This is a genomic window from Staphylococcus shinii (genome assembly GCF_017583065.1).
In the GTDB taxonomy this organism is placed as follows: domain Bacteria; phylum Bacillota; class Bacilli; order Staphylococcales; family Staphylococcaceae; genus Staphylococcus; species Staphylococcus shinii.
On record NZ_JAGEVL010000012.1, the window covers coordinates 11458 to 37244 of the forward strand.

The window sequence follows — 25787 nt, forward strand, 5'->3', positions numbered from 1 at the left end:
TGTCACCTCCTCTATTATTAAGCTTCACCAATTTTTTCTTCTTTTACAATTTCATACATGCCTTTAGCATTTTCTTTTGTTGCATGTTCACTTAAACCGGTCACATTTATCGTTATAATTTTTTGACCAAAACGAATTACAAGTTCATCTGTAACTTTAACGTCTGTGCCAGCTTTAGCAACTGTACCATTCACTGTAATTCTTCCTTGATCGCTAATCTCTTTTGCTAATGTGCGGCGTTTTACCAATCTTGATACTTTAAGATATTTATCAAGTCTCATGATTTATCTCCTCCTTGCTCTAAAAATTGTTTTAAAGCAGTTTCGTCTAATGACATATTTTTGGTTATATCATACAACTTCATAAAATGCTCTGCAAACACTTTTTCGAATTTCACACGTTGTACTTTACCTTCTTCAGCTTTAGCGTTTGCCCATATGTGTTTTAAATCTTCTTCTGACTCTGCTTGTGCTTCTCCAAATATATGTGGATGCCTGTGTATCATCTTACTCGTTAAGTTTTGTACTACTTCATTTATATCAAAAAAACCTTCTTTTTTACCAATACTAGTATGCAACAACACTTGTAACAGTATATCTCCTAGTTCTTCTATAATATGCCAATCATCTTCATTATCTATAGCTTCAAATAATTCAAATGACTCTTCTAATAAATATCTTTTTAACGTATGGTGTGTTTGCACTTTATCCCACGGGCAACCATTTTCATCGTCAACCAGTTGATCGATAATACTCGTAGCATAATAAAAGTCACTATAAAAAGTTAACTCATGCTCAACTTTTTTAATAAATACGCTTGTTACATTACTGAATATCATAGCGTGATGATCTAATTCATATAATGGGGTTTCAATAACATTTGCTCCGCTACTTCTAGCGCCATCCACAATATATACAAGTTGTTCATCATCATAGCGCTCCATTAATGTCACTTTTAAATCTCCAGCTGTCATCGGGCTATACACTTGTGTAATTAGTGTGTGTGTACGTATATTTAATTGTTGGCTTGTAAGCGAGGTAGCATCAAGTAAAGTGAAACCGTCATTAGGGTCTACTTTTACCGCTTCAAACACATCATCTATAAAACTTTTCCCCCCTAATACTTCAACTTGTATATCATCATGTTGTTGTGCATATGTCTCTAATTTTATAGTTGTCGTTTCAGCTACACGAGGGTGACCAGGCACTGTGTAGACGATATCATCTTGTCGTGCTGCTTCAATTAATTGTGTCATAATTGTTTGGTATACGTCATCAAATGCTTGATTTTCTTCGTAAACATGGTCAAAACTTTGGAATTTCATACCTTCTTCAGTCAATGCTTCAACTACTGGATGCTCTATAGTTCTTGTGTACGTTATAGCTTTATTTTTCAAAAATTTGTATATACCTAATGGTAAATCATCAATGCCGTAGTTGCCTAATCCAACAATTGTTATCTTACCTGTCATTATCTTTCCCCTCTCTTCATATGGTATAACTTATCTCCAAATGGTAGATGCTTTAATTCTCTGTAACTTAACAAGTTAGTGCGCACAATAGCAATAACAATTACAATGACACCAATACCTGCAGCCATTACTAATTCTATTAGGCCAATTATTCGTCCATGTTCAGGAATAAGCCACATTGTGATTTGAACTACTATCGACAGAATAAACATTGTAACGATTAACTTAATCACGTATTTACGCATACTTTGGAAAAGATAATATTTTAACACATGTTTGTGTAATACAATTGTAAATAAAATGAGTGATAAAACAGTGCTTATACTACCGCCTAACATTAATAATTGTGGTATCAACGCTATATTTAGTACCGTTTTGCTTACAACTCCTATACTAAACGCTAATAACACAGGACGTACTTTATTTTTCACTTGTAATAGTGCAATATCCATCATAATGAGTGATACACAAATAACGGTTAGCATATACACAGCTAGCGTTAACGTTTGACTATTAGTTTTAAAAAATACGCTATTCATAATAGGCATTAAATTAATTAAACCAACACCTGCTGACACACTAAACAAGATTGTGATTTTAATAGATGCGTTAGCGTATCTATTGGTAAGCACTTTATTTTTAGCTTTTATTGCATCTGTTAATAGAGGAATCAGTACAAAACAAAACGTTGTTGTTACGATTAAGCCCATTTGAATAAATGACGCACCACGGTCATAAACGCCTTTTTGAGAAGTCGCTTGTTGAAAATCCAAGCCTGTACTTTGCAGCATATGAAGTACTGTAAAACTATCAACTACTTGCCAGACGATAACTATGAGTTGGCTTACCGCAAAAATTAGTATAGCTAAGGCGAGTTTGCGCCATTCTGTAAATGGTTTTTGTGCAAATTCGTAAGACTTCTTCTGCGAATGCTTAAAAGGTTTCCGTAATATTAGAAAGAGGCTCGATGCTAGAAATCCAAATGCTGAACCTATAATTGCTAACGTTCCCGCAGCGTATATTGACCAATGCTCTATCATAAATAAAATAATCGCACTAATAATAATTCCAACACGAACAAATTGTTCAATTACCTGGGAAATAGCGGGCACATTCATATCTCTTTGTGCTTGATAGTAACCTCTAAACACACCTAAAATGCCGATGAATAAGAAGCTAAAGCTTGCTGCTCTAAGCATAGGTGTCAGGTTAATATCACCCATTAATAACGCAACCCACTTCGCACAAAACAGCAGAATCAGAAAGAATATTGCACTTATGCTTTGTATGCGTATCATTACGCGAGTGTATTGTTTAAAATCTCCTTCTGAACCAAATACCTGAGTAACCGCACTAGGTATCGCATTCATCGTTAAAATAACACCCAAAGCTACGATTGGATAAACTTGTTGGTATGCATATAACCCTTCATCACCCAAGATATTTTGATAAGGTACGCGGTAAACTGCACTTAATACTTTGACTACTAAAAGCGCCAAAGTTAACACGACTACTCCATTAAAAGCAGTCGACTTGTCAATCTTAGCTTTCATCAGAGATAACCATACTTTCTTCTAAACATTTTGCCAGGAATTTCAAATTATCAAACCAATTATTTGTTTTGTTTAAAGTCACTTTCATTTTACCATCTTGAACGCCTACTTTCATTGTACGTCCCAGTGGCTGTGTTTGTTTAAATAATGTTTCGCCATTAATATCTGTTGTACCCTTTTCAGATAGATAAATTTCAACTTTTTTACCTATATCCTTGATTAAGGTTACACCAGCATTCAATGCATGTATTTTAATTTCCATCATTTCTAAAAGTCTTTCAACTTCAACCGGATAATCATTAAAACGGTCAATTAACTCGTCTTTAACATCCATTAATTGTGCTTCCGTCTCAATTTTACGTAATTTCTTATAAATTTCTATTTTAGCCTGCTCGTTTTGAATATACTCTGCTGGCAAGTATGCATCAATATTAAGTTCAATCTCAACTTCTGGTGCATCTTGCTTTTCATCTTTCACACCACGTTTTTCATTCACTGCTTCTTCTAACATTTGAGAATATAAATCAAACCCAACTGAATCTATAAAGCCATGTTGTTGTTTACCTAATAAATTACCTGCACCACGAATATTCAAATCGCGCATCGCAATTTTGAAACCTGAACCTAATTCAGTAAATTCTTTAATTGCTTGTAGACGGTCTTCAGCAGTTTCTGAGAGCACTTTATTTGTAGGGTGCAAGAAGTATGCGTATCCAATACGGCTTGAACGACCTACGCGCCCTCTTAATTGGTAAAGTTGACTTAGTCCGAAACGATCAGCGTCTTCTATAATTAAAGTATTCGCATTAGGAACATCGACGCCCGTTTCAATAATAGTCGTAGTTACAATAATATCATATTCATGATTGATAAAACTCAACATCGTTTCTTCTAAGTCTCTTTCGTTCATTTGCCCATGTGCAACACCTATATTGGCGTCCGGCATAAGCATTTGTAATTGCTCTCTTTTTTCATAAATAGATTGCACTTTATTATATAAATAAAACACCTGGCCATCTCTTGATAATTCTCTTTCTAGCGCTTCTTTTATAAAATTAGTATTCTGTTCTAATACGTAAGTTTGTACTGGGAAACGATTCTCTGGCGGTGTTTCAATGACAGATAAATCGCGGACACCTAACATACTCATGTGTAGAGTACGTGGAATAGGTGTAGCTGTTAGTGTCAGAACATCCACATTATTTTTTAAAGATTTAATACGCTCTTTATGTCGTACACCAAATCGTTGTTCTTCATCGACAATAAGTAACCCTAAATCTTTATAGTGAATATCTTTACCCAGTAATTTATGTGTTCCTACAATGATATCAACAAAACCAGATTTCAAACCTTCTTTAGTTTCTTTAATTTCTTTTGCTGTTCTAAATCTACTAATCAGTTGTACTTCTATTGGGAAGTCTTGCATTCGTTCGATTAATGTTTCGTAATGCTGTTGTGCTAATATGGTCGTCGGCACTAAAAAGGCAACCTGCTTACCTTCCATTACTGCTTTAAAAGCTGCTCTTACGGCAACTTCAGTCTTACCATAACCAACATCTCCACACAGCAATCTGTCCATAGGGCGTTCAATTTCCATATCCTTTTTAATTTCTTCAATCGATTTACTTTGATCGGGTGTTAGCTCATAAGGAAAGTCAATTTCAAAATCATTTTGTTCAGCTGTGTCTGGACCAAATTGATAACCAACAGACATTTCGCGTGATTTATATAACTCTATTAGTTCATCTGCCATGTCTTCAACACTTTGTTGAACCTTCGCTTTTGTCTTTTTCCACTCTGTCCCACCAAGTTTATTTAACCTAGGCGTTTTATCTTCTGATGCAACATATTTTTGCACTTGATCCATTTGATCAACAGGTACGAATAATTGGTCTGTTCCTTTATATTGGAGTTTGATGTAATCTTTATGTACACCACCCACTTCTAGCGTTTCAACACCCAGATATCTCCCCACACCATGATGGACATGTACAATATAGTCACCTACTTTTAAATCTTGGTATGATTTAATCTTTTCGGCATTTGTTAATGTTTTTTGTTGCTTTGGTTTTTTCTTTTGTTTTGATTTAAATAATTCTCTTTCCGTGACAACTACTAATTGCATATATGGTAGTTCAAAACCTTCTGACAAACTGCCTTCAGTAATAATGGCGTTGCCACCTTCATTACGATGCGTAGGTGTATCAATAAATGTTGGGATATGCATTTCATTAAGCATTGATTGTATACGTTCTTTTTTAACTTCTGTTTCAGCAAGTACAACAACCGTATAATCATTTTGGATGAATCTTTGAAATTCTGATCGCATAATATCATATTGTCCATAAAACTGTTGCACAGGCTTACATGAAAATTTTATAATTTCATTTAATTCAACAGACATTGTCGCTGTGAATAATGTGAAATATGTCACTGGATAGGGTTTTAGTTGATTTTCAAAAGCATCATATTGCAAGAAACTTTGATCAATAAACCCTTTACCACTTTCAATCAAATTTTGCATAAACTCATCCGCTTCTGTAATAAGGGCCGTTTCAGTTTCTTTAATTCTGTTATATTCATCTACTGCTACAATTGCGTCATCTTTAAAGTAATCGATAATTGTTGTTGGCTGTTGATACATAAAAGCCACAAGACGACGTAATACTTGATGATCGAACATAGATGATTCGAACAACTGGAAACTCTCATACGTTTCTTTTAATTCATTGCGGACGGATTTATCAATTTTTGGTCTTGTATACTCGTATGCTTCTTTAAGTTTTTGTTTTGTGTGCTTAAGCACATCTTCTGTAATTATATAATCGCTTGCAGTAGTGATGTTTACTTCTTCAACATTCTCCTCTGACCTTTGGGTTTCTACGTCGAAATCTCGAATTGAATCAACTTCTGTATCAAAAAGTTCAATTCTAATCGGGTTACCAATTAGTGGATAAATATCAATAATACCACCCCGTAAGGAAAACTCACCTATATGCGAAACAACACTTTCTCTACGATAACCCATATTAACTAGCTTATTTAGGAAGTCATCGATGTCTATGTCATCACCTACATTTAGTGTTAACTGATGCGATTTCCACATTTCTACTGGTGTTAGCCATTTTTTTAGCCCATTTAGCGGAACGATAAACAAACCTCTTTTTTCTTGGGCCAACGCCGTTAATGTACGTACACGTTCACTCATAAATTGAGGGCTTTGTGTTGAAAATTCTTCTGTCATAATATCTTGCATTGGATACTTGTAAATATCTTGTTCTTCAACAAACTGTGTTAAATCACTTTCCAATTTATCTGCTTGATAAAGGTTGTTTGTTACAATTAATAATTGTTTAGAACTATTCAAATATTTTTCGGCGATAATCGTTGCTTTAGCAGCCCCTGATAGCCCAGTAACCAACACTTGCTCTTTACCAAATATTTCGTTTAATTCTTGATAACGTTTGTCTTCATTTATATACTCTGTAATTATTGATTTCAATTGATTTCACCATTATATTCATTCATCACGCGATCAAACCTATCACTTTCTATGTAGGCTTCAATTGCACGTGCAGAATGTTCTATTACTTTATTCATTGTTTCCATTTCATGTTTTGAGAACTTTTGCAATACATAATCTACGATAGACATACCATTTGAAGGTCTATCTACACCAATTCTAATACGTTTAAATTGATCTGTACCCAACACTTGGATAATAGATTTCATACCATTATGCCCACCAGCGCTTCCTTTTTGTCTTAAACGGATTTCACCTTGTGGTAAGTCTAAATCATCATATAAAACGACTAAATCATCAATATCTATGTCGTAGTATTTCATTAAAGGGCCTACTGCCTCTCCAGATAAATTCATCATCGTCATCGGTTCAATAAACATGACTTTTTCGCCTGCAAACCGTTCTATCGTGTATGCACCTTTAAATTTTTGTTTGTCTAAAGCGAATTTATTTTGCTCTAACATATAGTCAATAACTTCAAATCCAATATTATGTTTTGTTTGTTCGAAGCGTTTACCAATATTGCCTAAACCTACAATACACTTCATTATGTTACCTCCAATAGTTGTCTCTTTATCTAATTTACATTTGAGTTCTATTAATTATTTTTCTTATCATTTTTTGTCGTATCATTCACTATAATAACATAAAAAAGCACCTGCTTAACGTATTAAGCACGGTGCTTTTTATAAGATATGATAACGCTGATTTAATCAGCACATGATGATAAAGCAATGATAAGCATTATTACTTATTATTTTTCTTCATCACTTTCATCATCTTCTTCGCCAACAACAGCTGGTTCTTCAGTTTCTGAATCGCCTTCCATTGCTTCGATTTCTTCTTCAGTAGGTTCTTCTGTTGGAGGAACTACTGTTACAATTGAATCAGTTGCTTCATTTTCGATAGTGTAATCACCTGAAACTTTGATGTCTTCTACTGAAAGCGTATCGTTAATTTCTAATTCACTGATATCTACTTCGATTACTTCAGGAATGTTGTCTGGAGTAGCAGTAACTTCCAAGTCGAATAATGGTTGTTCAACAACGCCGCCTTCTTTAGCTCCTACAGCTTCACCAACTAATTGAACTGGTACTTCAACAGTACGTTCTTCAGTCATGTTGATAGCTAAGAAATCAATGTGAGTGATTTGGTTTTTAAGCGGGTCGAATTGGTAGTCTGAAACCATTACTTTGATAGTTTTAGAACCTACGCCTAATTCGATAACACCGTTACGTCCAACTTCACGAATAACTTTGATAAATTCTACTTCGTCTACTTTAACTGAAGTATTTTTAGTACCATAACCATATACAATTGCAGGTACTTTACCAATATTTCTTAATTTTTTAAGGTCTGAACGAGTTTGTTTACCTTGACGAATAATTGACTTTAATGCAGCCATATTATTTCCACCTTTCATATTTTGTTCTTATCTTTCATAAATAAGAACCCCTTCACTTACCCATCAACGTCATGTTGCTTGCAAGTGTTTATTAAGTCGTGAAATCACGAACGAAATAATTATATATCTATTTTACTAATTAGTCAAATAGTACACTGACAGATTCGCGTTCATATACACGGATAATTGCTTGTGCTAGTAAACCAGCTACAGATAATTCTTTCGTGTTAGATGGTTTGCGGCTTTCATCTAATTGAATTGAGTTCGTAACTACAAGTTCTTTTATTGCTGAATTTTCAATGCGTTCTTTTGCTGGACCTGATAAAACAGGGTGTGTACAACATGCATAAACATCTTTAGCACCTTTATCTTTTAAAGCTTGTGCAGCTAAAGTAATGGTACCAGCTGTATCAATAATATCATCTATAATAATTGCTGTACGTCCATCAATTTCACCTACAATATTCATCACTTCAGCAACATTAGGTTTTGGACGACGCTTGTCTATAATGGCAATTGGCGTTTTTAATATGTCCGCAAGTTTACGTGCTCTTGTTACACCGCCATGGTCAGGTGAAACGACAACACATTCTTCAAGGTCAATATCTGTTTGATTATTGAAATATTCTGCTAAGATTGGAACGCCCATTAAGTGGTCAATTGGCATATCGAAGAATCCTTGTATTTGTGGCGCATGTAAATCAAGTGCAATCATACGATCTGCGCCTGCTGTTTCAATTAAGTTTGCTACAAGTTTTGCTGTAATTGGTTCACGGCTACGTGCTTTTCTATCTTGGCGTGCATAGCCATAATATGGAACAACTATATTAATATTCGCTGCTGACGCACGTCTACAAGCATCAATCATGATCAACAATTCCATTAAATGTAAATTCACTGGATTTGATGTTGGTTGAATAATAAACACATCACAACCACGGATACTTTCTTCTATATTAATTTGAATTTCTCCATCGCTGAAACGTTTTACCGAACATTTACCTAACTCAATTCCAACTTGGTCTGCAACTTCTTGGGCTAATGGTTCATTACCCTTTAAAGAAAATATTTTCAAAGCAGAATTCTTATACTCATTGTTTAACATTTATAGTCCTCCAATTAATTCTTTCAATTCGTTTTCCTTTGTAGACAAAACAAAGCTTAAATCGTTCAGCAACATAATCACATACTCTTGTTAACTTTTCATACAATTACATTGATTTTAACAGTTTAAGTACGCTTGTCTAAATATATGCCTTTATTTTTTCAAATAACCTTCTTTGGTTGTTTGTCTAGCCCTAGCTAATGCCAAACTGTCTTCTGGGACATTATCCGTGATTGTGGAACCTGCCGCTATAAACGAACGGTCTCCTAATGTTATTGGGGCAACAAGGTTCGTATTACAACCAATAAATGAATCATTACCAATAATCGTTTTGAATTTATTGATACCATCATAGTTCACTGTAATTGAGCCACAACCAACATTTGTTCTTTCGCCAATTTCAGCATCGCCTATATAACTTAAGTGAGGTAATTTAGCACCTGTTTTAACAACAGATTTTTTAACTTCAACAAAGTTACCTACTTTAACTTTTTCGCCTAGGTCTGCACCAGGACGAAGTTGTGCAAACGGCCCAATATTAGCTTGATCACCAATAACTGCTTCATTGATGACAGATTGTTTAATTGTGACATTGGAACCTACTTTACTGTTCGTTATTTCAGTATATTGTCCAACAATTGTATCTTCACCGATTACTGTGTGTCCGGCAAGTTTCACCCCTGGTTCAACAACTGTATCTTCTCCAATGATAACGTCAGCTCCTATATATGTAGTTGCTGGGTCAACAATGGTTACACCGTTTCTCATATGTTGTTCATTAGTGCGTTTCTTAAAAGCTTTTTCAGCTTCACTTAACATCACTCTATCATTAACACCCATAATCTCTTCAAAATCATCTGTGTGATAGATTTCAACGACGCCTTTATCTTCTAAAATTAATGAAAGTACATCAGGCAAATAATATTCCTTTTGCGCATTTTCATTTTTCACTAACTCCAATTTTTCAAATAAAACTTGGTTGTCGAATGCGAAAATACCTGAACTAATTTCATTAATTTGTCGCTCTGTTTCTGTTGCATCTTTTTGCTCAACAATTTTAGTCAACTGTTGTGACGAGTCGCGCAGGATACGTCCATAACCAAATGGATTAGATGCTGTTGCTGATAAAACAGTAGCTTGTGCTTTTTTGTTCTCATGGTGTTCTATCATTGATTTCAATGTTGTCGCAGTGATTAACGGTGTGTCTCCACATACTACTAACGTTGTGCCTTGTTTATCTTTCAAATGCTCACTTGCCATCTTAACAGCATGTGCAGTGCCTAATTGTTCTTCTTGAAAACTATAAAGTGATGCATCGCCCAATGTGTCTTTGACATTTTGTGCGCCATGCCCAACAATTGTAACAAGTTGTTCTACGCCTGATTGCTTAACGTTGTCAATGACATGTTCAATCATTGATTTGCCTGCTACATCATGTAGTACTTTGTATTTCTTTGATTTCATACGCGTACCTTTGCCAGCTGCAAGTACTATTGCATGTCTTTGCATGTATGTTAACCCTCCATTAAAATATACACTTCTTACTTATTATAATTTAACGCTAGTCACACTTTCAAGGCTCAAAACACCAATGTTATATAATGGAAATATTTTCATTAAAAATATTAGAAATATCTAGGCATAGATTTGTCATCTTTGTTCAATCAAGTAACCGCTTTTATATTATCGAATTATAGAACGATATATGAATATGTAATACAAATACTGTATTCTCATTTAGTTGTTATCATACACATGCATCCTTTTTTCAATACTAATGTTCTGATTTATGATGCAGTAAAAAGTACATATTATTTATAATTATAAATAATATATTTTTTGTCACCTTTACAATTTAACAATTAATTTTATTTTTTGTTTCGGGTTGACTTTACAAAAATAAAAAAGATTGGATTTCTGTTTGTGGAGAAATCCAATCTTTTTTAATAAGTTTTTTAATTTAAGCTTCTTCTTCAGAATTATCTGATGACTGTGCATTTCTGTCAGGGATGACCTCATCAGTCTCTTCATACACTTTCATCACTGCATCTTGTATTTCTTGTCTCATTTCAGAATTTATAGGATGCGCGATATCTCGGAATTCACCGTCTGGTGTACGTTTACTTGGCATTGCGACGAATAGACCTGTGTTGCCTTCAATCACTCGTAAATCATGTACTACGAATGATTCATCTAAGGTAATTGAAACAAGCGCTTTCATTCTTCCATCTGTTTGTATTTTTCTAAGTCTTACATCTGTCACTTTCATGTAGTGAGCCCCCCTAGTATCTCTTTGTTTAGAAGCTTAACAATTTCATTAAAAATTATAAACCCTTATTTCACTTTCGCTATTAATTCGATTTCAACTTTAACATCTTTCGGCAATCTTGCCACTTCAACACAACTTCTAGCTGGTTGATGTTCATTAAAGTATTTGCCATAAACTTCATTTATATTTTGAAATTCATTCATATCAGCAATGAAAATAGTAGCTTTAATCACTGAATCTAAATCTGATCCAGCTTGGTCTAACACGACTTTTAAATTTTCTAGAACTTGTGTCGTTTGTTCTTTTACATCTTCACTGACAATTTCTCCATTTAAATTTAATGGAATTTGTCCTGAAGTGAATACAAGTCCATTTATTTCTGTTGCATGCGAGTATGGCCCTAACGCTTCGGGCGCCTTTTCCGTATTAATAACTTTCATGATGTCGAAATCGCTCCTTTAAGAAAATTTAGTTAAACTGTTGCCTTGTTCCACCTTAAATTCCTGATTGTACTCATCTACATCAGATAATCTAACTAAGGAAGTATAATCTTCAATTAATCTTTGCTTAACTTCTTTTGATTCTACTAGTACCGATACCCCTTTAACATGTGCTTTAAACTCATTCATCAAATTCATCACACCATTTATTGAACCACCAGCACGCATGAAATCGTCGACCACAAGTACATTGGAATTTTCGGGTAATGTTCTCTTTGATAGTACCATTGTCTCGATTTTTCTAGAAGAGCCAGACACGTAATTTATAGAAACAGTAGAACCTTCAGTCACTTTATTATCTTTACGAATAACTACTACAGGTAAATTCAATACATTTGCAACTGAATTTGCTAGAGAGATACCCTTAGTGGCAATCGTTACAATAGCATCCAATTCTTCATCCATATATAGTGTTGCTATTAATTTACCAACTCGATTCAATAAAGTTGGATTACCCATTAAATCAGATAAAAATAAATAACCACCTGGCAGTAACCGTTCTTTTTCTTGTAAATGTTCTATCACTTCATCAATAACTTCTGTTGCTTCTGCTTTGCTCATCTCTGGTTTATAAGTAACACCGCCGCTAGCACCTGCAGTAGTAATCACTGTTCCTAGCTTTTCCTTTTGGAAAGTTGTTTTAATAATTTGAACATCTTCACTAATGGAAGACTTCGCTTGCTTAAACTTTTGTACAAAATACGTTAACGGTATTAATTTATTCGGATTGTTCATTAAATATTGAGTCATATAAACAATTCGTTCACTTCTTTTATAGCGCATTCGATTCATCCCTTCTCAATTAGCCTAATAGTCTTACAATGTGCACTTCGTTACAACAACCGTTAACAGCATTGTATACGTGCTTTGCTTGTCTTTCTTTTCGTGTTAACCCATAAACAGTAGGACCACTACCACTCATAACAGCGCCATCTGCTCCATTTTCTAGCATATTGGCCTTTATTTTTAAAATTTCTGTATACATCTTTCCCGAGACAGGTTCCAATCGGTTTGACAGACTTTTACATAATAGGTCATAATCCTCTGAAATTAAGGCCGCTTCACATGCGTCAGTATGGACATTATAGGACTGTTTTAAATCTAATTTTTTAAATATATCAGGTGAAGATATACCTAAATCAGGTTTAGCAACTACAACCCATGCGGAAGGTGGTTTATCTAAAAATTTAATGATTTCCCCTTTACCTTTACATAATGCAGTTTTCCCTAAAATACAAAATGGAATATCTGTTCCAATTTGTATACCCAGCTCACACAACTCTTCAAGCGGTCGATTTAAATTATATAATCGATTCATCCCTCTCATTGTTGCTGCAGCATCGGTAGACCCACCTGCCAAACCAGCTGAGACAGGAATATTTTTATCTATAGTAATAGTTATACCTTGCTTTAAATTATAGGTCTTTTTCATTAATTCTGCAGCCTTGTACGCTAAATTTTTGTTATCGGAGGGAACATAGGATTGTTCTACGTCAACAATTATTTTTCTGTCTTTACGTAGTTCAAATGACAATCTATCATTTAAATCAATTGTCGTCATTATCATTTCGACTTCATGAAAACCATCATCTCGTTTAAAGAGTGTGTCCAACGTTAAATTTATTTTCGCTGGTGCCGTTTCATAAATCATATCCCCACCCTCTTCCAATTCGATATGGTAATAAAATGATTTTAACATATTGTTAACATTGCGTTGTTAGTTTTTTAAAACTTAGTCATTTCTATTGCCACTTTATTATTTAAAGACTATCAAATGGTGTAGGCTAAAAATAAAAAGCATCTTTCTTAATTTACTATTTTACAATATTGTTTATTGTTGATAAAACTATTATCTACTCTTTTATGCAATAATATTAATATAACAAAAAAGGTATGTTAGCGTCATTACACCAACATACCTTTTATTTAAATTCATTCTCATATTAAAGTTTAAATTGACAAGTAAGGCGCCATAATTTGCCAAACTTAATTTAAATTCGTTTTAATTAGTGTGCAATTGCTTCTTGATGATTATCACCTTCGAAAGAAACTTGTACGTTTTCAGTCAAAACGTCAGTGTATGTATAGGATACACGCTCAAAATTATATATATCTTGATCTAGTTCAACAATAAAAACAGAAGGGTATGTTTCTTTTAAAACACCACTACGTTCAATTGTTTTCTTACGTCCACCATTCGCTTTAAGTACAATTCTGTTCCCTAATTGACAATCAAGTGAATTTTTGATGTCTCCAATAGATTTTGGCATATTGCTCCACCTCGCTACAAGTTGTATAATAACACATTTTGAGGTTTTTTGTCAAATAAAATATCAATTTTAGCAAGGTAAAGCGCGCTTGTCAATAATTTAAAATTCTAATTCCGGGAAATTTTTCAATTCATTGTATAAATGTGCAAATTCTTTTATTGAAAGTGTTTCTCCGCGTCGTCTCGGATCTATACCACTGGCTTCTAACCATTCAAGTATCATTTGCTTATTAGCTTTACCATTTAAAAATAAACTTTGATAATTATTGTTAATCGTTTTACGTCTTTGGCCAAATGCTGCTTTTGTCATTTTGAAAAATTTATTTTCATCATCTACAGTTACAATCGGTGTCGAGCGCTTCATTAATTTAACTACAATAGAATCTACATTCGGTGGTGGTAAGAATACAGCTTTAGGCACAGTTAGCACTTTGCTTGTTTCAGTATAATATTGCGCTACAATTGATAATGAACCGTATGCCTTTGTGCCGACTTGTGCGTTCAGACGTTCTCCCACTTCTTTTTGCATCATAACTACATAACCATCAATCGGTAATGATTGTTGCATTAAATTTAATAAAATAGGCGTTGTAATGTAATACGGCAAGTTTGCTACCACCATTATTTTCTCACATTCTGAAAAATGTTCAGCAACATAATGCGCAATATCTGCTTTAAGTATATCTTCATTTATCACAGTTACATTATCATATGGCTCCATCGTATCTTCAAGTACAGGTATCAGGCGTTGGTCAATTTCAAAGGCAACCACCTTTTTAGCGTTTTTAGCTAATTGTTCAGTTAACGAACCCATACCTGGACCAATTTCTATCACGCCCGTATGCTCGTTGATATCACTGGCCTCAATGATATTGTGAATAATATTCACATCAATTAAAAAGTTTTGTCCTAAACTCTTTTTGAAATTAAATCCATATTGATTAAGTAATGCTTTGGTACGGGTTGGTGTTGCAATATCTTTGTATTCCATTTAACTTTCACTTCCCTCATTTTCGCTTAATGCATTTCTAACATCTCTTTCTGTATAACCAAATGCATTTAGCTTATTCAACAATTGTTTACCATTAGAATGACCAATATGTAACTTACGGCCTAATAGTTCCCTTTTTTTACGTGCATCTTTACCAACGAGTAAGCCTAAATCAATCAACACGCCTTTACTTATTGATTCGTGTCCTTCTTCAAAGGGTGTGCTTACGTTCATTAACGCTTCTTTAATATCTCCAATATCAGCATGTTCAACACCTATTTTACCGCGTTTATTTTTAGCCTTATGTCGATCAATATAGGCATGTTTAACACCGGGGATATATTTTTGAATCGTATTTCTTATTTTATCACCTGGGAAATCTGGATCGGTAAGTACAATGACACCTCTTGTCTCAAATGCGCGCGCAATAATCTCTAAAGTCGCTTGATTAATAGCGCTTCCATTTGTCTCAATCGTATCACATTCAACCGCTCTTTTTACACGCTCAGTATCGTCTCTGCCTTCAACTACAATAAATTCATTTATCTTCATTTATTGTTACACCTTTCATTACTCACTTCGATTTTAGATAAAAATAAAAAAGGTATCGGCGTAAATTATGATGACTACTTAGCCTATATTTTATCAACTAAGCCTTATCTCAGACCGATACCTTTTGTAATGTTTTATGCTTTTAATTTAAACAATCGTTCTGCGTTTTCAGTTGTTTGTTTACACACTTCTTCATAACTCACACCTCGTAATTCAGCAATTTCTTCAGCAACTAGCGTTACACGTGCTGGTTCATTACGTTTACCTCTATAAGGATGTGGTGATAAAAATGGTGCATCCGTTTCAACTAATAATCTATCAAATGGTACATGTTTTGCAACTTCTTTAGGTTGTTTGGCATTCTTAAATGTTACTGGACCACCTAAAGAAACATAAAAATTCAATTTATTAATAACATCATCGGCAATTTCAGGAGAAGCACTAAAGCTATGCATAATACCGCCAATTTCTTCAGCATGTTCTTCTTTCAAAATATCTATACAATCTTGAGTTGCTTCTCTATTATGAATGATAATTGGCAGGTTAACGCGCTTCGCCAAAGCTATTTGTTTTCTAAATAATGCTTGTTGGATATCTTTAGGTGATTTATCCCAATGATAATCCAGTCCTGTTTCGCCGATACCAATCACTTTAGGATGCGCCGCAAGTGCCTCAATCCATTCTAGACGTTCCTCTGTACAATCTATCGCATCTACAGGGTGCCATCCAATGATTCCATAGATAAATTCATATTGGTCAATGAGTTCCATCGTACGCTCAACTGTAGGTGTATCAAAACCAACTACAAACATGCGATCTACCCCATTTTCTCTAGCGCGTTCAATAACCGCTTCTAAATCTTCATCGTATTGGTCTGCATTTAAATGAACATGTGTATCGATTAGCATCTTTTAACCGCTCCCTTAATTTGTGATTATTTAATTACTGAGCCATTTGAAATCGCACTTGGTAAGCTAACAAGTGTTAGTACGCCATCTTTTTCAGCTGATAAAATCATACCTTCTGATTTTCTACCCATTAATTTAGCAGGTTTTAAGTTAGTCACAACAGCAACCTTCTTACCAATAATATCTTCAGGTTGGTAATATTGTGCAATACCCGAAACAATCTGGCGCTGTTCGTTATCTAAATCTACTTGGATTTTTAATAACTTATCAGATTTCTTCACTTGTTCAGCATCTATAATTGTTGCAGCTTTAATTTCTACTTTGTCAAAATCTTTAATATCAATTTGTGCTTTAGTTGGCACTTCTTCTACTGAATTTTCTTCCTCTTTCTTTTCAGGTTGCATTGATTGTTTAATATAGTCAATTTCAACCGTACTATCTAGACGTGGGAAGATAGGTTGTGGTTTTTCACTTACCATTATAGGTTCAGTTAAAGCACCATATGTTTCAATACTATCAAGCTCAAACAACTCTGGAGAGTTGATATTCAACTGTGTAAAGATTTGTTTTGGTGCATGTGTAAGGAATGGTCTTAATAACACTGCTATAATACGAATATTTTCTACTAAGTGAGCCATCACATTGCCAAGCATTTCTTGTTGTTCTTCATCTTTAGCTAATACCCAAGGTGAAGTTTCATCAATATATTTATTCGTACGACTAATAAATTTCCAAACTGTTGAAAGTGCTACTGAAAATTGTAAATCATTCATATTTTCATGGAATGTCTTCACAGTATCTAGTGCCATTTGCTCCATATCTTTATCTAAATCATGTTTAGGTCCTTGATATGCAGGTAATTCACCATCAAAGTATTTATTAATCATTGAAATGGTACGATTCACTAAGTTTCCTAAATCATTTGCTAAATCATAATTTGTACGTTCCACAAATCCTTCAGGAGTAAATACGCCGTCAGAACCAAATGGTAATTCACGCATTAAGTAATAACGTGTAGCATCTAAACCATAGCGGTCAATAAGTACATTAGGATCTACAACATTACCTTTAGATTTACTCATTTTACCGTCTTTCATGAGTATCCAGCCATGTGCAAATACTTTCTTAGGAAGCGGTATATCTAACGCCATTAATAGAATTGGCCATATAATAGAGTGGAAACGCACGATTTCCTTAGCCATTATATGAATATCTGCCGGCCAATACTTTTTAAATAAACTATCGTCATCAGATAAATAACCTAATGAAGAAATATAGTTTACAAGCGCATCAATCCAAACGTAAACAACGTGTTTTGGGTTTGATTTAACATGAATACCCCAATCAAATGACGTACGTGACACCGCTAAATCTTCGAGTCCCGGTTTAATAAAGTTATTAATCATTTCATTTTTACGTGAAGGCGGTTGAATAAACTCAGGGTTTTCATCGTAAAATTCCAATAAACGGTCTGTATATTTAGATAAATTAAAGAAGTAGCTTTCTTCCTTAACTAACTCTACTTCATGACCAGAATCTGGACTCTTACCACCGACGATTTCTCCATTTTCGAAAACTGGGTCAACTAACTGTGTTTCTGTGTAGTATGTTTCGTCCGGTACTGAATACCAACCTTCATATTCACCAAGATAAATATCATTTTGAGCTAATAAACGTTCAAAAATTTGTTGCACAACTTCTTTGTGTCGCGCTTCTGTCGTACGTATAAAATCATCATTTGAGATTTCTAATTTTTGCCATAAATCTTTAATACCAGCAATCATTTCATCCAAATATTCTAATTCTGATTTTCCAGCTTTGTGTGCTTTTTCTTGTATTTTTTGTCCATGTTCATCCGTACCTGTTAAATAACGAACATCATAGCCTTGCATTCTTTTATAACGTGCGATTACATCACCAGCTGTTGTTGTATAAGCATGACCGATATGTAAATTCCCACTTGGATAATATATTGGTGTAGTGATATAAAAAGTTTCTTTCGCCATTAATGTTCCTCCTCGATTCTTACACTATAAATATATCTAAATTCATTTTTCTTTTCAATGAAGCAGATATGTATTTCTATTCCGATTTATATGTTAACCATCATAAAAATTCTTTGGATAGCATACTAGTCATATCCAGCATTTTTAAGTTTTTATTTTGCTATAATTTAAATATGATTAATAATCTCTATCTTATCTACATTACCATAAATCGCGCATGTTATGGGAGTTTTTCAACTCTTTTTTCTTGATTAAATTCGAATTTGTGGTATGTCCTTTTACTTAAATTTATTATTTTATAAATTTACTAAGCCATAATTTATTTTTTCTTCCTCACTCAAACTTCATGATAAATGTCATAAACTTCACTCGTTTTCATTTGGCGTAATTCTGCCACCTGTTTAATCGCTATTTTCGGTTTCATATTTTGATTTATATGATAATCAACGTGTTCTTTAATTGACATATCTTCAAACCAAGCTGTATCTTCTACTGCTTCGGCGCCTTCAATAAGTACTACAAATTCACCTTTAGTTGGAATACTTTCATCATTAAGACGGTCTAGTATATTGCCTACATAATCAGTAACAATTTGCTCAAATTTCTTTGTTAGCTCTCTACCTAAAGAAACTTTACGATCTCTATCAATCTTTTGAATCGTTTTAATCGTATCTTTTACTCGATGTGGTGACTCATAAATAATTAAAGTGCTATTTTCATACATACGTTGTTCTAGGTATGATTGTTTTTGTTTATCTTTTCGCGGTAAAAAGCCTAAAAATGTATAAGTAAAAGAAGGTAATCCACTTGCCATTAATGCAGTTAAACCTGCGTTTGGTCCTGGTATAGTCTCTACTCTGATACCATTATCTCTAGCAGCAACAACTAGTTCATAACCAGGGTCGCTAATTAATGGTAAACCTGCATCTGATACTAATGCGATGTTATTACCTTGTTGCAATTGTTCAATAAGATAATCTGTTTGCTGTTCTTTATTATGGTCATGGTAAGACTTGAGCGGTGCTTGTATTTCATAATGTACACATAATTTTTTTGTCACTCGTGTATCTTCACAAGCAATCAAATCTACATTTCTTAATGTATCAACAGCACGATATGTAATATCCGCCAAGTTACCAATAGGCGTTCCTACTAAATATAATGTCGACATAACCTAACCCCCACTTATTAATTCTAATTTTTGTTGACGTGTATATGTCTTAATTTCATACTCACGTTTCATTGCTTCAGACTTTGTATCGAACACTTCTTGATAAACGAGTTGTACCGGGCGTCTTATTTTCGTGTATTTAGCACCTTGACCATTATTATGTTTAGTTACTCTTTGTGTAATATCTTTTGCGTACCCCGTATATAAACTACCATCCTTACATTTAACTATATAAATATAATGTTTATCCATAATATATTTCTCTCATTTCCTCGGTGTAAGTGCCATCATTATTATAAATATAAAATGGTGGCTGTATGTCTAAACCTTGGTTACCACCTTTTCTACCTTCCACAACTATTGTTTGCGATACTTTGTCTTGTTTACTATATACAAAATAAAGTTTTTTAGGTTCAATTTGATATGCTCTCATATAGCTTAAGACATCCATAAGACGTTCTGCTCTATGAACCATGGCCATGCGCCCACCTTGTTTTAATAAATGTCTGGCTGCTAAACAACAATCTTCTAATGTACACATTATCTCATGTCTAGCTATTTTATGCGCATTTTTTTGATGTTGATGTTGTTGATTGACTTTAAAGTAAGGTGGATTACAAGTGACAAGGCTATATTGTGAGGGTTTAAACTGTTGTTGTACTTTTTTCAAATCCATATGATACATGTGGATTCTATCGTCTAATTGATTATATACAACGCTTCTTTGTGCCATATCAACTAGTTGTTGCTGAATCTCAATACCATCTATATTTTGTTTCCCTTTATCCGAAAGCAACAGAGGAATAACCCCATTCCCCGAACACAAATCCATAATCGTATCTTGCTTTTTAATTTTTGTAAAATGCGCGAGTAATAGTGCATCAGTAGAAAAAGAAAACACTTCATCATTTTGTATAATTCTTAAGTTTTCTTTTGTTAAATAATCCAATCTTTCATCTGCTAAAAGCATCTTTCTAACCTCCAAAAAAAAGGATAAGGTAACGATGCTTAATAATCAAGCCTATCGTCACTGCTCATCCTCAATTACATATGATTACTATGGGTTTTGGTCCATATCAACTTTTATTCAGTTAATACTTCAAGACAGAATAAGCAATCATCGCCTTTTCTATGTTTCCCAAACAATTCACCATTACAAATATGAAAACCTTCTTTATAAAGCATAGCCAAATTGTCTTTACTGCGAAGTGGTTGTTTAACAGGCGTTTTTTTACCTTGTTCTATACTTTTAGATTGTTCTTCTTTGTCTATTAATGTTTTTAGATTCTCATTCTCGATTTGTAAGGCGACATTTTCTTCAATCAATTCAACCGTAAGATTCTTCAAATTAACCATATCACTGTTGATTTGATTAATATTTGATTCTAAATTCGCCAATTTTTCAAATATGTCGCTACGATTCAATGTTATTTTGGCCTCCTAATTTAATGTCTCTAATTCTTCCATTTTATATTCAAGCGGCTGTTCAAGACCATCCACTTTTACTTGCATAGAAATATCTAAGATATTTAGGCCAATCACTTTACCATTGCCTTCTGGTGTTTTAATAGCTTCTCCTACATCAGGTAATTGCGCACGTGCTTCTTCATAATAATCATTTTCATATTTAAGGCAACACATTAGACGACCACAAGCCCCTGAAATTTTAGTGGGATTGAGTGATAAATTCTGATCTTTTGCCATTTTTATAGATACTGGTTCAAAGTCACCTAGGAACGTAGCACAGCATAAAGAGCGTCCACATGGACCAATACCACCAAGCAATTTCGCTTCATCTCTAACGCCTATTTGCCTTAATTCAATACGTGTTTTTAGTTTTTGTGCTAGAACTTTCACTAATTTTCTAAAATCAACGCGCTCATCCGATGTAAAATTAAAAATCACTTTTGATTTATCTAATGTAAATTCGCAATTTACTAGTCTCATCTCTAAACTCTGCTGTTGAATTGTATTTTTGCATAATGTCATTGCCTCTTCGGCATCTTTTTCATTTTGCTCATATTGATTTAAATCCTCATCTGTTGCATGACGGACAATTTCTTTTAAAGGTAATGTTACATCTTCATCAGCAACATCTAATGGAGCATATTTTACACGGCCCATCTCTAATCCTCTTTTAGATTCAACTACCACCCAATCGCCTACATTTAAATCGAATTTTTTTGGTGAATAGTATTCCATTTTCCCTGATTTTTGAAAATCAATTCCTACTACATTTTGCATGATTAACTCACCCCTTTTATCACAATCTGTTCAAATACTAATGTCGGATTAACATTTTGATTTAATTTTTTATGTGCTTCTGTTATTTGATCATATATCAAAATAATTTGATTATATGTTAACTTTTTAGAAAATGCTTTTACTTCTTCATATAAATCATGATATATGATATCATCATCCATTCCTACCTTAGCATGCATAACATCCTCAAAGAAACCATTAACTGCCCCTAACGTAACTAACTGTAAGCGACGATTTTTAGCCTGCTTTAATAAATCGACAATGGCTATTAACGCCATTGAACGATTTGTTAACAACAATTGGCACCATTTTATAATACTTTTACGCAATGCCATCAGATCTGCTTCTTCATTTAACGCAACTGCACTTTCAATTTGTGTTGTATATGTACTTAACAATTCTGCTACAGGACATGAAATTTCGCGTTCAATTAGTCTTTCTATAAACAAAGACTTATCTATTGGTTTAAAATATACATGTTGGCATCTAGAGTGAATAGTATCTAAAATTTGTTCTGGTTTTGTTGTTAATAAGATGGCTATCGTATTTTCAGGTGGTTCTTCTAAAAATTTCAAAATACTATTTTCACCTTGGATGGTTAATTTTTCAAAAGATTCAATAATATATACTTTATAGTCACCCTCGATAGGTAGTTGATTCATATGATGTACTAATTGTTCTACTTGGTCTTTTTTAATCGTAGTTTCTTCAGAAGATATATACATAAAATCTGGATGATTAAATGTTTCTACTTTTAACTGACATTGGTTCTCTTGGCCACATAGGATTAATTTCGTAAAATCAATTGCGACTTGTTGCATAGTTTGTCCATCATCGCCCTCAAATAAATAAGCATGCGAGAGTTTATTTGATTGATACGCTTTCGTCAGTCTGTCTAGTTCATCCACCATAAAGTTACTCCTTTATATAAAAAGGCTGCTTATACATAGTAACCTTACAAAGCACATTACTTAAGTTCATAACAGTTTAGTCTTAAGTGGAAATGTAATTTGAAAGGTCACTATATATAGCAACCATGATTCTAAAATTGATGGAAAGCCTCAACTGGCATTACAAATACCGTTGCTCCTCCAACCTCTACTTCAACCGGATATGGAATATAAGAATCTGCACTGCCACCCATTGGTGTTATAGGTGATACAAGTTGCTCTCTATTACCACAAGTGTCATTAATAACTTTTAGCATTTCATCAACTCGGTCATCTTCTACACCAGATAAAAACGTTGTATTACCTGCTCTTAAAAAACCACCAGTTGTTGCAAGTTTCGTTGCTCTAAAGTTATGTTTAACAAGTTTATCTGAAAGTTCTTGACTATCCTGATCTTGTACGATTGCTATAATCATTTTCATATTAAACACCTCTTCCCAGTATTATATCATAATTTTTCTAAGTATTTGATGATAGATTCATACGTTGCATTAACTACATCTTCTACACTCTGATCTGCATCTATTACCATAAAGCGTTCAGACTCATTATGAATAATTTTTTTATAACCTTCAACTACTTTTTCATGAAATTTTACATTTTCTTGATCTAAACGATTTTGATTGCGCTGATTCTTTAAGATTCTTTCTCTTCCAACTTCTACGCTAACATCAAGATATATCGTAATATCAGGATACAGACCATTGATGGCAAATTCATTAATAGATTTCACTTCTTCTATTCCTATTCCCCGAGCATAGCCTTGATATGCTAAAGAACTATCGATATATCTATCACATAATACTAACTTACCACTCTCTAACGATGGAATCACTTTACCTACAAGATGTTCACGCCTAGATGCTGCAAATAATAGTGCTTCTGTCCGATCATCCATATCATCGCCTTCAAGCAATACTTCACGAATTTGTTCTCCAGTCTTCACACCACCTGGTTCTCTGGTAAGTACAACTTCAAATTTATTTTCTAATTTTTGTGCTACTTGTTGTATGACAGTAGTTTTGCCTGAACCCTCAGGGCCTTCAAAAGTTATAAAAGCTGACATTTTATTCATCCTTAATTTCAATTTTATGTTTTTTAATTCCTTCGACTCTTATGTGTTGTTCACACCAATAATTCATTAATTTTATCATATTTTTTGTTATGAGTTCTCCTTTTAGCATTATTGGTATACCTGGTGGGTAAGGTACAATATTTACTGCTAAAATTTGATTTTCAGCTTCATTGATATCTATACTTTTAACTCTTGATATTTCAACTGGCTGATACAGACCACACAATTCATAATCAGGAATCTTATAATCTATGTTATTAGATCTTTTTTCCACTTCTATTTGCTTTATTCTGTCAATTAATTCTTGAAATGGATAATAATCGCCTTTATGCCACAATGGTAAAACGAAAAGAACTTGATATTCATCTGCTAATTCTACATAAATATCTTTGTTTTCGAAAAGCTGTTGTAGTTCAATACCTGAGTAACCTGTACATTGTATATTCAACTTCAATGGATCATTCACTTCAACTATACGCATACCTATAGACTCAATAGCTTGAATGCATTTCCTTCTTTTTTCAAAAAACAAATTACTATCATATTTTTCATAAAAATCATGTGCTAATTCTAAACTGTTCATAAGAAGATACGACGGGCTTGAAGATTGAAAGTACGCTAAATACTTTAATACCTTTTCACGCTGTGGTGCATTTTTATGAATGAAAATAATTGAACTCATTGTCAGTGACGGTAATGTCTTATGATATGACTGTACAACATAATCTGCCCCCATACTCAATGAAGACTTTGGAAAACCTGCTAAATCAAAGTGTGCACCATGTGCTTCGTCTATTAACGTAGGTGTTTGATGAATCTTTGTATATTTTAGTGTTTCTTCAATATCAAAACATTCCCCATAATAGTTAGGGTATGTAAGAACTAACAACTTCGAATCTTTCAATTGCTGGAGTAGTCCGTTTAGACTAGGGCCTAAATACTGTTTTGTTTTTATGCTCATATCCATCCCCAATAAACGGCAAGATGTATGAACTAAATCTAAAGCATGAAACACAGACTTATGAGCATTTCTTGCAATAACATATTCACCTTGTACATTTGAAAAACCTTGGATTACTGATAAGATACCTGATGTTGTACCGTTAACCAAATAATAAGCATCATAATCAGGATGTTTTTTAACATTGCTCATACTTTGTGCTATAACATCTTCAGCATGGTGCAAATCGTCTAAACCTGTTATTTCTGTCATATCCATCTCAAAATTCATTTTATTAAGATAGCCTATTGTCATATTTTTATGTCCCGGGACATGCATAGAAATAGGTTTCCTTTTTAATAACTCATCAAACTTCTTATTTAATGGTAGTGACATATAACACCCACTTTTTAAACTTTAATTTTCATTATATTTTAACATATTTAAAGAACTAGTCATAAGTTCATTTAAACTTCTTGGTTTTAGAGTTCGTTTAGTTCGTCAGCTTCTAAAGTCCCACTTTTACATTCTAACTTCTAATTTATTTAGATAAAACTTGTTGCTCTCTTATCAGATTATATTTCGTTTTATATTTCATTGTATTAGTGGGACTTATGCATGAGCTTCTGCTCATGTATTCCGTTGCGACTGACAATTGTTTTACGTTGCAGTTAAGCTCTTCGTGCATAAAAAAAAGACCCTATTGGGTCTTTGATTGCCTGGCAACGTCCTACTCTTGCGGAACGTAAGTCTGCTACCTTCGGCGCTAAAGACCTTTCTTGTCGTGAGACAAGCGCTCGCATCTTTTCTCACTTGCATGCTTTCCTCACTCAC

At 33.7% G+C, this 25787-nt stretch carries 26 protein-coding genes; all 26 read right to left on the reverse strand.

Going from position 1 to position 25787, the window contains the following annotated elements; genetic code table 11:
* Window positions 1–17: 17 nt before the first annotated feature.
* A complete protein-coding gene (locus J5E45_RS13570; RefSeq protein ID WP_039069415.1) occupies window positions 18–281 on the reverse strand; it encodes an RNA-binding S4 domain-containing protein in 264 nt (87 codons plus the stop codon).
* Window positions 278–1471 (reverse strand): MazG nucleotide pyrophosphohydrolase domain-containing protein, encoded by a 1194-nt coding sequence (locus tag J5E45_RS13575; protein ID WP_069793244.1) that lies wholly within the window; start codon window positions 1469–1471, stop codon window positions 278–280. Before J5E45_RS13575 ends, J5E45_RS13570 begins: the two co-directional genes overlap by 4 nt.
* On the reverse strand, window positions 1471–3024 hold the full coding sequence (locus J5E45_RS13580; protein ID WP_039069417.1) for a polysaccharide biosynthesis protein: 1554 nt from the start codon (window positions 3022–3024) through the stop codon (window positions 1471–1473). The genes J5E45_RS13575 and J5E45_RS13580 overlap by 1 nt, the downstream gene beginning before the upstream one ends.
* Entirely contained in the window at window positions 3014–6526 is a 3513-nt protein-coding gene (gene mfd / locus J5E45_RS13585; protein WP_208182332.1) for a transcription-repair coupling factor, read from the reverse strand. The genes J5E45_RS13580 and mfd overlap by 11 nt, the downstream gene beginning before the upstream one ends.
* Window positions 6523–7095, reverse strand: a complete 573-nt coding sequence (pth, locus tag J5E45_RS13590) for an aminoacyl-tRNA hydrolase (RefSeq protein ID WP_208182334.1) — start codon at window positions 7093–7095, stop codon at window positions 6523–6525. Before pth ends, mfd begins: the two co-directional genes overlap by 4 nt.
* 206 nt (window positions 7096–7301) lie before the next feature.
* The gene (locus tag J5E45_RS13595; RefSeq protein WP_039069420.1) at window positions 7302–7952 is read right to left on the reverse strand and encodes a 50S ribosomal protein L25/general stress protein Ctc; all 651 of its coding nucleotides are present in this window, start codon (window positions 7950–7952) and stop codon (window positions 7302–7304) included.
* Between the two features lie 139 nt (window positions 7953–8091).
* Complete coding sequence (locus J5E45_RS13600; RefSeq protein WP_039069421.1) at window positions 8092–9057, reverse strand: ribose-phosphate diphosphokinase; 966 nt, start codon at window positions 9055–9057, stop codon at window positions 8092–8094.
* A 153-nt stretch (window positions 9058–9210) separates the two neighbouring features.
* Entirely contained in the window at window positions 9211–10566 is a 1356-nt protein-coding gene (glmU, locus tag J5E45_RS13605) for a bifunctional UDP-N-acetylglucosamine diphosphorylase/glucosamine-1-phosphate N-acetyltransferase GlmU (protein ID WP_069793241.1), read from the reverse strand.
* Window positions 10567–11017: 451 nt separating this feature from the next.
* Window positions 11018–11326, reverse strand: a complete 309-nt coding sequence (spoVG, locus tag J5E45_RS13610) for a septation regulator SpoVG (RefSeq protein ID WP_038678806.1) — start codon at window positions 11324–11326, stop codon at window positions 11018–11020.
* A gap of 65 nt (window positions 11327–11391) precedes the next feature.
* Window positions 11392–11766: a RidA family protein gene (locus tag J5E45_RS13615; RefSeq protein ID WP_029379204.1), complete on the reverse strand. Its 375-nt coding sequence runs from the start codon at window positions 11764–11766 to the stop codon at window positions 11392–11394.
* A gap of 18 nt (window positions 11767–11784) precedes the next feature.
* Entirely contained in the window at window positions 11785–12609 is an 825-nt protein-coding gene (gene purR / locus J5E45_RS13620; protein WP_017722007.1) for a pur operon repressor, read from the reverse strand.
* 19 nt (window positions 12610–12628) lie between these two features.
* On the reverse strand, window positions 12629–13477 hold the full coding sequence (ispE, locus tag J5E45_RS13625) for a 4-(cytidine 5'-diphospho)-2-C-methyl-D-erythritol kinase (protein ID WP_039069423.1): 849 nt from the start codon (window positions 13475–13477) through the stop codon (window positions 12629–12631).
* 355 nt (window positions 13478–13832) lie between these two features.
* Complete coding sequence (locus J5E45_RS13630) at window positions 13833–14096, reverse strand: Veg family protein (protein ID WP_029379202.1); 264 nt, start codon at window positions 14094–14096, stop codon at window positions 13833–13835.
* Between the two features lie 99 nt (window positions 14097–14195).
* On the reverse strand, window positions 14196–15086 hold the full coding sequence (gene rsmA, locus J5E45_RS13635) for a 16S rRNA (adenine(1518)-N(6)/adenine(1519)-N(6))-dimethyltransferase RsmA (protein WP_039069424.1): 891 nt from the start codon (window positions 15084–15086) through the stop codon (window positions 14196–14198).
* Window positions 15087–15638, reverse strand: a complete 552-nt coding sequence (rnmV, locus tag J5E45_RS13640) for a ribonuclease M5 (protein WP_039069425.1) — start codon at window positions 15636–15638, stop codon at window positions 15087–15089.
* 134 nt (window positions 15639–15772) lie between these two features.
* The gene (locus tag J5E45_RS13645; protein ID WP_039069426.1) at window positions 15773–16546 is read right to left on the reverse strand and encodes a TatD family hydrolase; all 774 of its coding nucleotides are present in this window, start codon (window positions 16544–16546) and stop codon (window positions 15773–15775) included.
* A 26-nt stretch (window positions 16547–16572) separates the two neighbouring features.
* Complete coding sequence (gene metG / locus J5E45_RS13650) at window positions 16573–18552, reverse strand: methionine--tRNA ligase (protein WP_208182335.1); 1980 nt, start codon at window positions 18550–18552, stop codon at window positions 16573–16575.
* Window positions 18553–18889: 337 nt separating this feature from the next.
* Window positions 18890–19723 carry a 16S rRNA (cytidine(1402)-2'-O)-methyltransferase gene (gene rsmI, locus J5E45_RS13655; protein ID WP_039069428.1) on the reverse strand — a complete coding sequence of 278 codons (834 nt, stop codon included), beginning with the start codon at window positions 19721–19723 and terminating at the stop codon, window positions 18890–18892.
* Window positions 19724–19726: 3 nt separating this feature from the next.
* The gene (locus J5E45_RS13660) at window positions 19727–19975 is read right to left on the reverse strand and encodes a GIY-YIG nuclease family protein (protein WP_039069430.1); all 249 of its coding nucleotides are present in this window, start codon (window positions 19973–19975) and stop codon (window positions 19727–19729) included.
* Window positions 19968–20693, reverse strand: a complete 726-nt coding sequence (locus J5E45_RS13665) for a tRNA1(Val) (adenine(37)-N6)-methyltransferase (RefSeq protein ID WP_208182337.1) — start codon at window positions 20691–20693, stop codon at window positions 19968–19970. Before J5E45_RS13665 ends, J5E45_RS13660 begins: the two co-directional genes overlap by 8 nt.
* 113 nt (window positions 20694–20806) lie before the next feature.
* Window positions 20807–21148: a DNA replication initiation control protein YabA gene (yabA, locus tag J5E45_RS13670; protein WP_039069432.1), complete on the reverse strand. Its 342-nt coding sequence runs from the start codon at window positions 21146–21148 to the stop codon at window positions 20807–20809.
* A 15-nt stretch (window positions 21149–21163) separates the two neighbouring features.
* The gene (locus J5E45_RS13675) at window positions 21164–21967 is read right to left on the reverse strand and encodes a PSP1 domain-containing protein (RefSeq protein ID WP_069793239.1); all 804 of its coding nucleotides are present in this window, start codon (window positions 21965–21967) and stop codon (window positions 21164–21166) included.
* A 2-nt stretch (window positions 21968–21969) separates the two neighbouring features.
* Complete coding sequence (locus J5E45_RS13680; protein WP_208182341.1) at window positions 21970–22896, reverse strand: DNA polymerase III subunit delta' C-terminal domain-containing protein; 927 nt, start codon at window positions 22894–22896, stop codon at window positions 21970–21972.
* Between the two features lie 134 nt (window positions 22897–23030).
* Entirely contained in the window at window positions 23031–23360 is a 330-nt protein-coding gene (locus J5E45_RS13685; protein ID WP_002484220.1) for a cyclic-di-AMP receptor, read from the reverse strand.
* 26 nt (window positions 23361–23386) lie between these two features.
* The gene (tmk, locus tag J5E45_RS13690) at window positions 23387–24004 is read right to left on the reverse strand and encodes a dTMP kinase (protein WP_208182338.1); all 618 of its coding nucleotides are present in this window, start codon (window positions 24002–24004) and stop codon (window positions 23387–23389) included.
* A gap of 1 nt (window position 24005) precedes the next feature.
* Window positions 24006–25349 carry an Orn/Lys/Arg family decarboxylase gene (locus tag J5E45_RS13695; RefSeq protein ID WP_208182340.1) on the reverse strand — a complete coding sequence of 448 codons (1344 nt, stop codon included), beginning with the start codon at window positions 25347–25349 and terminating at the stop codon, window positions 24006–24008.
* Window positions 25350–25787: the final 438 nt, after the last annotated feature.

Bases quoted from the DNA above. Each gene is read 5' to 3' on its own strand.
- J5E45_RS13570 (WP_039069415.1), bottom strand. From the start codon at position 281: ATGAGACTTGATAAATATCTTAAAGTATCAAGATTGGTAAAACGCCGC.
- J5E45_RS13575 (WP_069793244.1), bottom strand. From the start codon at position 1,471: ATGACAGGTAAGATAACAATTGTTGGATTAGGCAACTACGGCATTGAT.
- J5E45_RS13580 (WP_039069417.1), bottom strand. From the start codon at position 3,024: ATGAAAGCTAAGATTGACAAGTCGACTGCTTTTAATGGAGTAGTCGTG.
- pth (WP_208182334.1), bottom strand. From the start codon at position 7,095: ATGAAGTGTATTGTAGGTTTAGGCAATATTGGTAAACGCTTCGAACAA.
- J5E45_RS13595 (WP_039069420.1), bottom strand. From the start codon at position 7,952: ATGGCTGCATTAAAGTCAATTATTCGTCAAGGTAAACAAACTCGTTCA.
- J5E45_RS13600 (WP_039069421.1), bottom strand. From the start codon at position 9,057: ATGTTAAACAATGAGTATAAGAATTCTGCTTTGAAAATATTTTCTTTA.
- glmU (WP_069793241.1), bottom strand. From the start codon at position 10,566: ATGCAAAGACATGCAATAGTACTTGCAGCTGGCAAAGGTACGCGTATG.
- spoVG (WP_038678806.1), bottom strand. From the start codon at position 11,326: ATGAAAGTGACAGATGTAAGACTTAGAAAAATACAAACAGATGGAAGA.
- J5E45_RS13615 (WP_029379204.1), bottom strand. From the start codon at position 11,766: ATGAAAGTTATTAATACGGAAAAGGCGCCCGAAGCGTTAGGGCCATAC.
- purR (WP_017722007.1), bottom strand. From the start codon at position 12,609: ATGCGCTATAAAAGAAGTGAACGAATTGTTTATATGACTCAATATTTA.
- ispE (WP_039069423.1), bottom strand. From the start codon at position 13,477: ATGATTTATGAAACGGCACCAGCGAAAATAAATTTAACGTTGGACACA.
- J5E45_RS13630 (WP_029379202.1), bottom strand. From the start codon at position 14,096: ATGCCAAAATCTATTGGAGACATCAAAAATTCACTTGATTGTCAATTA.
- rsmA (WP_039069424.1), bottom strand. From the start codon at position 15,086: ATGGAATACAAAGATATTGCAACACCAACCCGTACCAAAGCATTACTT.
- rnmV (WP_039069425.1), bottom strand. From the start codon at position 15,638: ATGAAGATAAATGAATTTATTGTAGTTGAAGGCAGAGACGATACTGAG.
- J5E45_RS13645 (WP_039069426.1), bottom strand. From the start codon at position 16,546: ATGCTAATCGATACACATGTTCATTTAAATGCAGACCAATACGATGAA.
- metG (WP_208182335.1), bottom strand. From the start codon at position 18,552: ATGGCGAAAGAAACTTTTTATATCACTACACCAATATATTATCCAAGT.
- rsmI (WP_039069428.1), bottom strand. From the start codon at position 19,723: ATGTCGACATTATATTTAGTAGGAACGCCTATTGGTAACTTGGCGGAT.
- J5E45_RS13660 (WP_039069430.1), bottom strand. From the start codon at position 19,975: ATGGATAAACATTATATTTATATAGTTAAATGTAAGGATGGTAGTTTA.
- J5E45_RS13665 (WP_208182337.1), bottom strand. From the start codon at position 20,693: ATGCTTTTAGCAGATGAAAGATTGGATTATTTAACAAAAGAAAACTTA.
- J5E45_RS13675 (WP_069793239.1), bottom strand. From the start codon at position 21,967: ATGCAAAATGTAGTAGGAATTGATTTTCAAAAATCAGGGAAAATGGAA.
- J5E45_RS13685 (WP_002484220.1), bottom strand. From the start codon at position 23,360: ATGAAAATGATTATAGCAATCGTACAAGATCAGGATAGTCAAGAACTT.
- tmk (WP_208182338.1), bottom strand. From the start codon at position 24,004: ATGTCAGCTTTTATAACTTTTGAAGGCCCTGAGGGTTCAGGCAAAACT.
- J5E45_RS13695 (WP_208182340.1), bottom strand. From the start codon at position 25,349: ATGTCACTACCATTAAATAAGAAGTTTGATGAGTTATTAAAAAGGAAA.